This window comes from Propionivibrio sp. (genome assembly GCF_047602565.1).
GTDB lineage: Bacteria > Pseudomonadota > Gammaproteobacteria > Burkholderiales > Rhodocyclaceae > Propionivibrio.
Window position 1 is genome coordinate 3042801 of sequence record NZ_JASGGX010000001.1, and the last position, 12443, is coordinate 3055243.

The following is a 12443-nucleotide window of genomic DNA, read 5'->3' on the forward strand; positions in this document are numbered from 1 at the left end:
TTCCGTTAGGCCGCCGCTCAGGCGGAAATCCCGTCGATGCGGATTTCGGTGTAGTTCTGACGATGGCCCTGATGCTTCTGATAGTGCTTGCGGCGACGCATCTTGAAGATCTTGACCTTGTCGTGACGGCCTTGCGAAAGCACAGTAGCCTTGACCGCCGCACCGGTGACGAGCGGAGCGCCGATTTTCACGGACTCGCCCTCGCCGACCATGAGCACCTGATCAAGCGTGACTTCTGCGCCAACTTCTGCCGGTATCTGTTCTATTTTCAATTTTTCGCCGGCGGCGACGCGATACTGCTTGCCACCGGTTTTTATGACCGCGTACATGTTGGACTCCAAAAAAACCAAGAAAAAAGTAAACCGAAGAACCGCGCATTATACGCATTTCCCCTGCCGAGTCAAAGGGTTCGCTTTTCAACGGGGGCGTCGGCTTGACGCCAGGCACGGGCGCCACCTACTATCTCATAGTTTTTTTCTAGGCCAATCCCGTTGAAACCCGAGCACTTCTACAACCTGATCGGACCGGACATGCAGGCCGTCGACGCGGTGATCCGCCGCGAGCTGCACTCCGACGTGGTCCTCGTCCGGCAGGTCGCCGAGTACATCATCAACGCCGGGGGCAAGCGCCTGCGCCCGGCCCTGGTACTCCTGAGCGCCGGGGCGCTGGGCTATGGCGGCACGCGCCACCACGAACTGGCGGCGATCATCGAGCTCATCCACACGGCCACCCTGCTGCACGACGACGTGGTCGACGAATCCGACCTGCGGCGCGGCAGGAAGACGGCCAATGCGCTGTTCGGCAACGCGGCCAGCGTGCTGGTGGGGGATTTCCTCCATTCGCGCTCGTTCCAGATGATGGTCGAGGTCGGCGACATGCGCATCATGCGCGTCCTGTCGGATGCCACCAACATCATCGCCGAGGGCGAGGTGCTGCAGCTGATGAATTGCCACGACGCCGACGTTGACGAGGAACGCTACCTGCAGGTCATCCGCTACAAGACCGCCAAGCTGTTCGAAGCCGCCGCGCAGATCGGGGCGATCATCGGCGGCGCCGATCCGGCGACCGAACGCCGGCTGGCCGAATACGGCGCCCACCTGGGCACCGCCTTCCAGCTGATCGACGACGTGCTCGATTATTCCGGCGCCGAAGCGGAAACCGGCAAGCATCTCGGCGACGATCTCGCCGAAGGCAAGCCGACGCTGCCGCTGATCCACGTCATGCAGCGCGGGACGGAAGCGCAGGCGCGCAGCGTGCGCCAGGCCATCGAGAGCGGCGGACGGGACGATTTCCCGGCGGTGCTGGCGGCCATCCGCGCCACGGGTGCCCTGGAGCACACCCGCCGGCAGGCCGAGGCCGAATCCGGCCGCGCGCAGGCTTCCATCGAGTCCTTGCCTGCTTCCACATACAAGGATTCTTTGTTAGAATTAGCGTCCTTTGCAGTCGCCAGGACGTTTTAGCGGCTGTTTCCCGGTCGGGGCGTAGCTCAGCCTGGTAGAGTACTACGTTCGGGACGTAGGAGTCGGAGGTTCGAATCCTCTCGCCCCGACCAACCATTCAAAAGCCAGATCAGCCGTGCGGCTGATCTGGCTTTTTTCATTCCGCCGGCCGGCTTCTGCTATGCTTCGCGGGATTCGCACAATTCCACTCAAGCCATGAAATACCTGCTCCTGATCGGGTTGGCGCTGGCCATTCTCTGGTTTCTCCGCCGCCCGGAAAACCGCCGGACCCGGACGGCAGGAGCGCCGGCCGCGCGCCGGCCGGAGCGGATGGTCAAATGCGCCCGCTGCGGCGTGCACTTTCCCGAAAGCGACGGCGTCCGGGACGGCGCCATCCACTACTGCTGCGCCGAACACCGGCGCGCGGCGCAGGATCGGGCGGACTGACCCGCCATGCCGGATGCGCAGAACGTGAACGCCCCGCAAGTATCGTTGACGCACTGGAAAACCCTGCGCTATTTCAGCATCTACCGGCTGTGCATCGCCGCCCTGCTGACGCTGTCGTCGTTCTACCAGGCGCCGGCCCTGTCCGTGATCGGCCAGGAGCGCATCCCCTACCAGACCGCGATCGTCGGCTTCTATTTCGTGGCCAACGCGGCATCGCTCGCCGTGCTGCACTTTTACCGGCAGCACTTCAACCGGCAGCTCAGCATCCAGGTGCTGCTCGACGTGCTGGTGCTGACCGGGCTGACTCACGCGGGCGACGGCTTGCGCGGCAGCCTGGGGATCATGCTGCTGGTCACGCTGGCCGGCGCCGGGCTGGTCGGGCAGGGGCGCCTGGTTCTGTTCTACGCGGCCATGGCGACCCTGGCCGTGCTCGCCGAGGAGTCCCTGCGCGTAGTGAGGAACAGCGGCGAGAGCGTCGATTTCTTTCAGGCCGGGCTCTTCTGCGCCGGGTTCTTCGCCGTCGCCATTTCCGCCCGCCTGCTGGCCAACCGCGTCATCACCAACGAGGAACTGGCCCGCAAGCGCGGCGAGGCGCTCAGGAACCAGACGATCATCAGCCAGCACATCATCGAGGAGATGCAGGACGGCGTCCTCGTCCTCGACCGCGAGGGGCTGATCAAGCAGCACAATCCGCGCATCGAGCAGCTGCTCGGCCTCGGCAATCCCGAGGAACGCAAGCTGTCGACCTATTCGACCGAGCTGGCCCTGAGTTTCCGCAACTGGTGCGCGCGCGGCGGCGACGAACCGGTCCTGATCCGGGCGCCGGCCAGCGGCATCCATCTGCGCGCGCGCTTCATCGCCACCGAGAGTTCGGAGGGCGACGTGCTGATCCTCCTCGAAGACCTCGGGCGCCTGCAGGAGCAGGCGCGGCAGCTCAAGCTGGCCGCGCTCGGGCGGCTGACGGCCAACATCGCGCACGAGATCAGGAACCCGCTCTCGGCGATCAAGCACGCCGGCGAGCTGATGCGCGAGGAATCCGCCGGCCCGACCAGCGACCGCCTGCTGCGCATCGTGCTCGACAATGCCCGGCGCGTCGAGCGCATCGTCAGCGACGTGCTCGAACTCGGCCGGCGCGACCGCGCCCACCGCGAGCTGATCGACCTGCGCCAGACCCTGCCGCTCTTCGTCGAGGAGTTCGCGGTCAAGGAGGGCGTTCCCGCCGGCGTCGTGCAGGTCGAGATTACTGATCGCGGGGCCATCGTGTTCGACCGGTCGCACCTGCACCAGGTCCTGTGGAATCTGGTCGGCAATGCGTGGCGGCATTCGCGGCGGGGCATCGGCAGCATCCGCCTGCGCGTGCAGGACGGCGACCGCGGCCATCGCATCGATCTGCACGTGATCGACGACGGCGATGGCGTTGACGAAGCGCATCGCGAACAGATTTTCGAACCGTTCTTCACCACGCACAGCCGCGGCACCGGCCTGGGGCTCTACATCGCGCGCGAGCTGTGCGAGGCCAACGGCGCCCGTCTCGAACTGCTGAGCAGTCAGGCCGGCGCCGATTTTTGCATATCAGGGAGGAGCATCGAGTGACCACGGACAAAATCGACAGGAAGCGCGAAGAGCTGCCGCGCGTGCTGGTCATCGACGACGAAGAGGACATCCGCGAGCTGCTCGATCTGACCCTCGCGCGCATGGGGCTGTCGGCCGACTGCGCCGGCACCGTGGCCGAAGCGAAGCGGCTGCTGAAGAAGGAACGCTACAGCCTGTGCTTGACCGACATGCGCCTGCCCGACGGGGAAGGCCTGGAGATCGTGCGCCTGATCAGCGCCGAGTACGGAGAGACGCCGGTCGCCGTCATCACCGCGTTCGGCAGCGCCGACAACGCCGTCGCCGCGCTCAAGGCCGGCGCCTTCGACTACCTGGCGAAACCGGTGGCGCTCGATCAATTGCGCACGCTGATCAAGTCGGCCATCAACCTGCCCCGGACGGGCGCGGCGAAGGAGGTGGCGACGGACAAGCCGGCCGGCGACACCGGCCAGCTGACCGGCGAGTCGCCGGCCATCGCCGCCGTCCGCGAGATGATCGCCAAGCTCGCGCGCAGCCAGGCCCCGGTTTACATTTCCGGCGAATCGGGCAGCGGCAAGGAACTGGCGGCCCGCCTGATCCATCACTGCAGCTCGCGGCGCGGGGCGCCGTTCATTCCGGTCAACTGCGGCGCCATTCCGGAAAACCTGATGGAGAGCGAGTTCTTCGGCTACCGCAAGGGCGCGTTCACCGGGGCCGACAGCGACCGCGACGGCTTCTTCCAGGCGGCCAGCGGCGGGACCCTGTTCCTCGACGAGGTCGCCGACCTGCCGTTGCCCATGCAGGTCAAGCTCCTGCGCGCCATCCAGGAAAAAAAGGTGCGCAAGGTCGGCAGCGCGGTCGAGGAGGCCGTTGACGTGCGCATCGTCTCCGCCACGCACCGCATGCTGAAGGAATGCGTCGACGCCGGCGCGTTCAGGCAGGACCTCTACTACCGGCTGAACGTGATCGAACTGAAAATGCCCGCCCTGCGCGAGCGCCAGGAAGACATCCCGCTGCTGGTCGAATCCCTGCTGGCGCGCATGTACCCGGACGGCGGCCCACGGCTGACCGAGGAGGCCATGCGCGCGCTGCGCGACTACGGCTATCCCGGCAACGTGCGGGAGCTGGAGAACATCCTCGAACGGGCGACCGCGCTGTGCCACGACGACGTGGTCGAGCTCAAGGACCTGCAGCTCGCCGAGGACCCGGCGGTCAGCGACGGCGAAAGCCTGTCCGGCGAAACGCTGGACGATCACCTGAACCGCGTGGAAAGGCAGAGCATCCTCGACGCCCTGGCCAAGACCGGCTTCAACCGCACCGCGGCGGCGCGGCTGCTCGGCATCACCTTCCGCTCCCTGCGCTACCGGATCGAGCGGCTCGGCATCGAAGAGGACGCCGGGTGAGCGCTGCCGGCACGATGACGGACGGATGGCTCGACGGCGTTCGCCGCGTGCCGTCGCCCAACTGCGACGACCGCCCCGAGGGCGAGGCCGTCTCGCTGATCGTGATCCATGCGATCAGCCTGCCGCCGTCGCAGTTCGGCGGCGGCGACATCGAGCGGCTGTTCACCAATACGCTCGATCCCGGCGCCCATCCCTATTTCGCCGGCATCTGCGTGCTGCGGGTCTCGGCGCACTTCCTGATCCGCCGGGACGGCGAGGTGATCCAGTTCGTCTCCTGCGACCGGCGCGCCTGGCACGCCGGCGTCTCGCGCTGGCAAGGACGGGAGCGCTGCAATGATTTCTCCATTGGCATAGAGCTCGAAGGCTGCGACGAGCTGCCGTTCGAAGACGTGCAGTACGCCCGGCTCGTCGGCCTGATCGGGCGGATATGCGCGTATTACCCCGTCGTCGCGCTGGCCGGCCACGCCGACATCGCACCCGCACGGAAGACCGATCCCGGTCCGTGCTTCGCCTGGCGGCGCCTGGCCGTCGCGGGCATGCCACCGCGCGTCGCCGCATGACCCGCCGGCGTTGCTCGATTGCGACACCCCATATGACAAGAAACACGACGCACAGAAAACACCTTGCGTCAAGTCATACCCATTACTACAATTAGTCGGAAAATCGGACGGCGGCACAATATGTAGTAGCACCGGGTTCGCCGTTCCGGCCGCATCGCTTGTTGGCAACACTGCTTCGGGCCGACCGGCCGCCGCGATCCGGCGGCGCATTTCAGTGGCACACATGAGACGGATGTAACTGGATTGCATAGCAACTACCATCACAGCCGCCAGCCTCTTCGCCGGCACTCTTCAGCTCCCTCACCGAGCTTGTCGGCAACCTTCTTCCCCGCCGTTCGGCAAAACCGGCATTCAGCATCGAGCATCGCCAGAAGATTCAATCAGCGCTCCATCCGGGCGCGCCTTGAATGGTTCGGCCATTCCGGACCGAAGTTCGCAGCACCTCTAAGCTAGATGTTCCTTTTGCCCTTAAAGGAGGTTGACCATGGCAACAAGCGTGAAGAAAACCGCGGCGGCGACCAAGCCGGCCGCCAAACCCGCCGTAAAGAAGGCTGCTGCCCCGAAGGCCGCCGCTCCCAAGGCTGCTGCCGCCAAGCCCGCGGCCAAGAAAGCCGCCGCTCCCAAGGCTGTCGCCGCCAAGCCGGCCGCGAAGAAAGTCGCGGCGCCTAAGGCCGCCGCCAAGCCCGCCGCTGCCAAGCCCGCCGTGAAGAGGGCCGCCGCGCCCAAGGCTGCTGCCGCCAAGCCCGTAGCGAAGAAAGTCGCGGCACCCAAGGCCGCCGCCAAACCCGCTGCCAAGCCGGTTGCGAAGAAGGCCGCCGCGCCCAAGGCCGCTGCCGCGAAACCCGCCGCCAAGCCGGTAGCCAAGAAAGCTGCGGCGCCCAAGGCCGTCGCCAAGCCCGCCGCCAAGCCCGTGGCGAAGAAGGCCGCCGCGCCCAAAGCTGCCGCCAAGCCCGCCGCCAAACCGGTAGCCAAGAAAGCCGCGGCGCCCAAGGCCGCGGCCGCCAAGCCGGCGCCTGCCAAGGCGGCTGCCAAGCCCGCCGCGAAAAAGGCTGCAGCACCGAAGGCCGCGGCACCGAAGGCCGCAGGCGCAAAAAAAGTAGCGGCGCCCCCGCCCGAACCCACCGCCCCTGCGCCATCGACCGCAGCCACTCCCGGCATCAAGTCGGCGCTGAATCCAAGCGGTGCCTGGCCGTTCCCCACCGGATCGCGTCCGAAGTAAGCGGGGCATCGCAGGCGGCAGCCCATGGGCATCGCCTGCGGCGGATGATCGAATGAGGCGTCGATGCGGCGCCTCATTTTTTTGGTGTATGACGAAAGGGATGAAATGGGGGCGCGGCGCCACCGGGAAGAATCGCGGCGGCAAAATGCTCATGGCCTTGGGCTTGCGGGCCGGCCGCGTTCCTGGCGCAGCGTGGCAAGCATGAAGTCGACGAAGGCACGAACCCGCGCGGACAGGTGGCGGTTCTGGGGATAGATGATCGAGAACGGCCGTGAGCGTCCGCCGTAGTCCTGCAGGACCTCCACCAGTTCTCCCCGCCCGACCGCCGGTTCGGCGATGAAATGATAAATCTGGAACAGGCCGCCGCCGGCGGCGCACCAGCTGATGCACCCCAATGCGTCGTCGAGGACGCGCAGACGGCTGCGGAAGGTGTAGTCGATTTCCCGGCCTTCCCGATCCCTGAAAATCCAGGGCATGGAGCGGCCGGTGCTGGGCAGCACGAACTGGATGCGGTCATGGCCGGCCAGCTCTTCCAGGCTGCGGGGGATTCCCTTGCGGGCCAGGTAGGCCGGGGTGGCGAAGATGCCGACGGAAGCATCCTCCAGTTGGTGGGCGATCAGCCGCGAATCGCGCGGAGTGCCCAGGCGGATCGCCAGATCGAACCCCTCGTCGACCAGATCCACCACCCGGTTGGAAAGGCTCAGTTCCAGGTTGACCTGGGGGTAGGCTTCGGTGAAGCGGGGCAGCAGGGGCAGCAGCCGGTAGTTGGCATACAGCGTTCCCACGCTGATGCGCAGCAGGCCGCTGGGGACCTTCTGGTTGCCGGTGATGGCCCGTTCGACCTCGGCGATCTGCTCCAGCGCGCGCTGGCATTCCTGCCGGTACAGATCGCCCTCGTGCGTCAGGCGGACGCTGCGGGTGGTGCGCGAGAAGAGGCGCGTTCCCAGCCGTTCCTCCAGGCGCTTGATCGAACGGCTGACCGAGGCGGGCGTCAGGCCCAGTGATTCGGCGGCGGCCGTGAAGCTGCCCAGTTCGGCCGCCTTGCAGAAGAGCTCGATGCTGCTCAACTGCACCGGATTGAAAGTCCCCACGATTTGTTCCTCGATGTAATAAAAGAAATGGTTTTGCGTAAGTTTATTGCCTCGACGAAGTCGAATAAAGTTCACTCGTACCAGGCGGAAACCATTGCAAAGGAACGGAACACCATGAGCGACATCATCTGGCCCGAGGGGTATCTCCCGGGCATGACCGACAATTACGTCTCCAACGAAATCATCGTGCATGGCCTGCAGGCGAAGCAGGTGTGGCCGCTGATCGACCGCCCCGCGTTGTGGCCGTCCTACTACGGCAACGCGGCGGACATCGTCCTGCATGACGGGGCGGGCCCCGCATTGTGCCTCGCCACCCGTTTCCGCTTTACCACCTTCGGCTTCCCGGTCGAGGCGGAAGTGACGGAGCACGCGCCGCCAGCGCCGGGCGCGCCGGGCCGGATCGCCTGGCACGGCTGGGTGGAGGGTGATGCCGAGACTCGTCTGGACGTGCATCATGCCTGGCTGTTCGAGGATCTGCCGGGCGGCCGGGTGCGCATCCTCACGCAGGAAACCCAGCGCGGCGGGCCGGCCCGGCAGTTGGCGGCGACTCTGCCCAACCCCATGCTCAATGCCCACCAGGCGTGGATCGAGGGACTCGCGCGCAGCGCCCGGCAGGCGGCCGGGACTTGAAGGGAGGATGACACGATGGCTCATGTCGCCAGGATTCTGATGATGCTCACCTCGCAGGCGAGTATGGGTGCCGGCGGAGCGCCGACGGGCGTCTGGTTCGAGGAACTGTCCACCCCGTACTACGCCTTCGTCGATGCCGGCGTGGCGGTCGACATCGCGTCCATCGATGGCGGCCGGGTGCCCGTCGATCCGCACTCGCTGCATCCGTCCGGAAAGAACCCGGCCAGCGTCGAACGTTTCCTGCGGGACGAAGCGGCGATGCAGAAAATCGCCAACGCCGGAAAGGTGGATGAACTGGCCGCCGACGACTACGCGGCGGTCTTTCTGCCCGGTGGTCACGGCACCATGTGGGATCTGCCCGGGAGCCGGGCTCTGGCCGATCTCCTGGGCCGGGCCTGGGCGGACGGCAAGGTCGTCGCGGCGGTCTGCCATGGCCCGGCCGGGCTGGTGAACGTCAAGGACGCCGCGGGCCGGCCGCTGGTGGCGGGGCGCCGGGTGAGCGCCTTCACCAACTCGGAGGAAGCCGCCGCGGGGCTCGCCGATGCGGTGCCGTTCGCGCTGGAAAGCCGCTTGCGGGAATTGGGCGCAGAATACGTGTCCGGCCCCGATTTCCAGCCCTGCGCCGTGCGCGACGGGCGCCTGATCACCGGGCAGAACCCGGCGTCGTCGGAGGCGGCCGCCCGCCTGGTGCTGGAAGCTCTGGGAGAATCCGCTCAGGCCGAAGCTTCCAGATGATCCCGTAACCCGATTCATCAACCCGTGGACGGCACGCCTTGCAGGGTGTGCCGTTCCGTTTTTTCCGAAAGCCATCATCATGTCCGCGTTATTTTCCAGTTTCAAACTCAAGGACGTCACCCTGCGCAACCGCATCGCCATTCCGCCCATGTGCCAGTACAGCGCGGAAGGCGGCTTCAGCAACGACTGGCACTGGGTGCATTACGGCAGCCTGGGGCGCGGCGGCGCCGGTCTGGTCATCGTCGAGGCGACCGCCGTGGCGCCGGAAGGGCGCATCACGCCGGCCTGCCTGGGGCTGTGGAACGATGAGCAGGCCGCGGGATTGGCGCGCATCGCCGCGGCGATCAAGGCCGGCGGCGCGGTGCCGGGCATCCAGATCGCCCATGCCGGGCGCAAGGCCAGCGCCAACCGGCCGTGGGAAGGCGACGACCACCTGCCGGAAGGCGACCCGCGGGGCTGGACGCCGCTCGCCCCGTCCGCCGTCGCCTTCGGCGCCAATCTGCCTCGGGTGCCCCGCGCCATGAGCCTGGACGGGATCGCCCGCGTGCGCGGCGATTTCGCGGCGGCGGCGCGGCGCGCGCGGGAGGCCGGCTTCGAGTGGCTCGAACTGCATTTCGCCCACGGTTATCTGGCGCAGAGCTTCTTCTCCGCGCATTCCAATCGGCGTACCGATGCGTATGGCGGCGGTTTCGACGGACGCAGCCGTTTTCTGCTGGAAACGCTGGCCGCGGTGCGCCGCGAATGGCCGGAGCATCTTCCCCTGACGGCGCGTTTCGGCGTCATCGAGTACGACGGCAGGGACGAGGAGACGCTGGCGGAATCGATCCGTTTGGCGCGCGCCTTCCGCGAGGAGGGCCTGGACCTGCTCAACGTCAGCGTCGGTTTCTCCACTCCCGAGGCCGACATTCCCTGGGGACCGGCCTTCCTGGCGCCGGTCGCCGAGCGGGTCCGCCGCGAGACGGGTCTGCCGGTGGCGTCCTCCTGGGGCATCGATGCGCCGGAGACGGCCAACCGGGTGGTGGCCGAACGGCAGATGGATCTGGTGATGATCGGCCGCGTGCATCTGGCCAATCCGCATTGGCCCTACCAGGCCGCCCTGCGATTGCAGGAGGCGCGGGCCTCGTGGGTGCTCCCCGCGCCGTACGCGCATTGGCTGGAGAGGTACCGGCCGAACGCCTGAGCGGATTCAGGACGCCCGTTCGCGGACGGGCGGGGCCGTCCGGTGGAAGCGGAAACGGACGGCGGTCGTTCGGTCGCCTATACTGTTCCGAGGATACCCGGGCACGGCCCCCTTCATCGCCGGACGCCCGCGGGTATCGAAGAGGCGAAGCAAAGGACAGACGATGTATTACGGTGAGCGATTCAACGGTTACAGCCATCTTGCCGGCGCGCTGCTTGCCCTCGCGGGAAGCGTGGTGCTGATCGTGCTCGGTTCGCTGACGGGCAACGCATGGAAGATCGTCAGTTTTGCGATCTATGGCACGACCCTGGTACTGCTTTACAGCTTCTCCACGCTGTACCACAGCACCCGCGGCCGGCTCAAGGCGGTGTTCCGCGAACTGGACCACGGTTCCATCTACCTGCTGATCGCCGGCACTTACACGCCGTTCGCACTCGTCAGCCTGCGCGGCGACTGGGGCTGGTGGCTCTTCGGCGCGATCTGGGGCCTGGCCGTGGCGGGCATCGTGCAGGAGTTCTGGCTGGGAAAAGGGGCGAGAAGGCTTTCCCTTGTGATTTACCTGCTGATGGGCTGGATCGCGCTGCTCGCGACCTTTCCCATCATCGACGCGATCACCCTGAGCGGTTTCGCCTGGGTGGCCGCCGGCGGGATCGTCTATACCGCCGGCGTCGTTTTCTACGTCTATGACCACCGGTTCGCGCACTGGCACGGAATCTGGCACCTCTTCGTGCTGGGCGGCAGCGCCCTGCACTATGTCGCGATCGCCCTGTACGTGCTCTGATTCCCGGCAGGGAAAGCGCCGCCCCGGCGCCTATCTCGTGTCCAGTTCCTGCATCGTCTTGTCATAGGTTTCGGGGGTCAGGAAGATCACGCTCGCCGACACGCTGCAGCAGACGCTGGTCAGCAGAGCAGCGTAAGTCCAGTCGGAGGGCGTTCGCTGCGCGATGAAGGCCACCAGCGCGGGCGCCTGCGCGGCCAGGGTAAAGCCGATCTGCGTGCCGATCGCCACGCCGGAAACCCGGACCGGGCTGGGGAACATCTCGCCATACAAGGAGGGCCAGACGCCATTGGCGGCACTGTAGAAGACGCCGGCGAGCGTGATGCCCAGGAAAAAGGCGAGCGGGGCATTCCCCGCGCCCAGCGACCAGAAATACGGCCAGACCAGGATGCAGCAGCCGGCCGCGCCGATGAGAAAGATCGACCGCCGGCCGATTCGATCCGACAGGTATCCCCACAGCGGGATGGCCAGGACGGCAATCATCGCGTTCACCGTCATGAGCCACAACATGGTCGCCTGGGTCACTTTGGTATACCGCACCGCCCAGGACAACGAGTAAACGCCGAAAATGATGCTGACCACGGAGATCTGCGCGGCCAGAACGACCTTGCCGACTTCTTTCCTGAACCGGGCCCACAGCATTCGGAAAGGCGGCGGGCGGCCTCCTTGGACGGAACGGGGACCGAGCCGGGGACTTTCCGGCAGAACGTAGTGCAGCCAGATGCCGACGGCAACCAGGGCCAGGCTCGACCAGAAGGGAATCCGCCATCCCCACGCGCGGATGTCCTGCTCGGGCATGAACAAAGACAGCAGGATGAACACTAGGCTGGAACCGATGACGCCGATTTGAGTGCCGCTGAGCACCAGGCTGGCATAGACGCCCCGCCGTTCGGCGCTGGCCAGTTCGAGCACCAGGGCGCTGGAACTCGCATGTCCGCCCGAGATGGCGATCCCCTGCAGAAGCCTGAGGCCGATCAATAAAATGGGGGCCCATAGGCCGGCTTGCCGATAGGAGGGCAACATGCCCATGGCCGCCGTCGAAATGCCCATCAGCACCAGGGCCGAGACAATGACGCTGCGCCTGCCGTACCGGTCGGCCAGATGGCCCAGCAGCACCGCGCCTAGCGGCCGCGAGAGGAATCCCGCGCCTATCGACGCGAAGGCGGCGAGTTCGACCAGTTCCGGTTCCGTGTCGGGAAAAAAGACCGGCCCCAGATACAGCACGGTTGCCGTGCCGAACAGGAAAAAATCGTAAAACTGCAAGGCGTTGGCCAGCCAGACCGCCCAGGCGGCCCGCAAGGCCGCCGGAGTGTGCAGAGGAGAATCGTCTTGCCTCATCGCAATTCCTCTCCTTGTCACCGTGGGGACGCCGTACATGGCAAAGGCCGTTCT

At 66.4% G+C, this 12443-nt stretch carries 13 protein-coding genes and 1 tRNA gene; 11 read left to right on the top strand and 3 right to left on the bottom strand.

Annotated elements, in window-relative coordinates; translation table 11 throughout:
- Positions 1-17 precede the first annotated feature (17 nt).
- A complete protein-coding gene (rplU, locus tag QM701_RS14305) occupies positions 18-329 on the bottom strand; it encodes a 50S ribosomal protein L21 (protein WP_415167714.1) in 312 nt (103 codons plus the stop codon).
- Between the two features lie 162 nt (positions 330-491).
- Here rplU and ispB point away from each other — a divergent pair, with 162 nt between their 5' ends.
- The 7 genes from ispB (at position 492) to QM701_RS14340 (ending at position 6637) form a co-directional block, all read left to right on the top strand.
- Positions 492-1460 (top strand): octaprenyl diphosphate synthase, encoded by a 969-nt coding sequence (ispB, locus tag QM701_RS14310; protein ID WP_415167715.1) that lies wholly within the window; start codon positions 492-494, stop codon positions 1458-1460.
- A 15-nt stretch (positions 1461-1475) separates the two neighbouring features.
- Positions 1476-1552, top strand: a tRNA-Pro gene (locus QM701_RS14315).
- 103 nt (positions 1553-1655) lie between these two features.
- Positions 1656-1886, top strand: coding sequence for a PP0621 family protein (locus QM701_RS14320; protein ID WP_415167716.1), 231 nt, complete (start codon positions 1656-1658; stop codon positions 1884-1886).
- 24 nt (positions 1887-1910) lie between these two features.
- Positions 1911-3479: a two-component system sensor histidine kinase NtrB gene (locus tag QM701_RS14325; RefSeq protein WP_415167717.1), complete on the top strand. Its 1569-nt coding sequence runs from the start codon at positions 1911-1913 to the stop codon at positions 3477-3479.
- Complete coding sequence (locus QM701_RS14330) at positions 3476-4858, top strand: sigma-54-dependent transcriptional regulator (protein ID WP_415167718.1); 1383 nt, start codon at positions 3476-3478, stop codon at positions 4856-4858. The genes QM701_RS14325 and QM701_RS14330 overlap by 4 nt, the downstream gene beginning before the upstream one ends.
- 14 nt (positions 4859-4872) lie before the next feature.
- Positions 4873-5418 carry a 1,6-anhydro-N-acetylmuramyl-L-alanine amidase AmpD gene (gene ampD / locus QM701_RS14335; protein ID WP_415169401.1) on the top strand — a complete coding sequence of 182 codons (546 nt, stop codon included), beginning with the start codon at positions 4873-4875 and terminating at the stop codon, positions 5416-5418.
- A gap of 484 nt (positions 5419-5902) precedes the next feature.
- The gene (locus tag QM701_RS14340) at positions 5903-6637 is read left to right on the top strand and encodes a histone H1-like repetitive region-containing protein (RefSeq protein ID WP_415167719.1); all 735 of its coding nucleotides are present in this window, start codon (positions 5903-5905) and stop codon (positions 6635-6637) included.
- Positions 6638-6786: 149 nt separating this feature from the next.
- On the opposite strand, the gene QM701_RS14345 is transcribed toward QM701_RS14340, so the two are convergent.
- Positions 6787-7728 (bottom strand): LysR family transcriptional regulator, encoded by a 942-nt coding sequence (locus QM701_RS14345; protein ID WP_415167720.1) that lies wholly within the window; start codon positions 7726-7728, stop codon positions 6787-6789.
- 114 nt (positions 7729-7842) lie between these two features.
- On the opposite strand from QM701_RS14345, the gene QM701_RS14350 reads away from it, so the two are divergent.
- The 4 genes from QM701_RS14350 (at position 7843) to trhA (ending at position 11054) form a co-directional block, all read left to right on the top strand.
- Complete coding sequence (locus QM701_RS14350) at positions 7843-8358, top strand: SRPBCC domain-containing protein (protein WP_415167721.1); 516 nt, start codon at positions 7843-7845, stop codon at positions 8356-8358.
- Positions 8359-8373: 15 nt separating this feature from the next.
- On the top strand, positions 8374-9093 hold the full coding sequence (locus tag QM701_RS14355; RefSeq protein ID WP_415167722.1) for a type 1 glutamine amidotransferase domain-containing protein: 720 nt from the start codon (positions 8374-8376) through the stop codon (positions 9091-9093).
- Between the two features lie 79 nt (positions 9094-9172).
- Entirely contained in the window at positions 9173-10273 is a 1101-nt protein-coding gene (locus tag QM701_RS14360; protein ID WP_415167723.1) for an NADH:flavin oxidoreductase/NADH oxidase, read from the top strand.
- 163 nt (positions 10274-10436) lie between these two features.
- Positions 10437-11054, top strand: a complete 618-nt coding sequence (trhA, locus tag QM701_RS14365; protein ID WP_415167724.1) for a PAQR family membrane homeostasis protein TrhA — start codon at positions 10437-10439, stop codon at positions 11052-11054.
- A gap of 30 nt (positions 11055-11084) precedes the next feature.
- On the opposite strand, the gene QM701_RS14370 is transcribed toward trhA, so the two are convergent.
- Positions 11085-12389, bottom strand: coding sequence for an MFS transporter (locus QM701_RS14370; RefSeq protein ID WP_415167725.1), 1305 nt, complete (start codon positions 12387-12389; stop codon positions 11085-11087).
- Positions 12390-12443 lie beyond the last annotated feature (54 nt).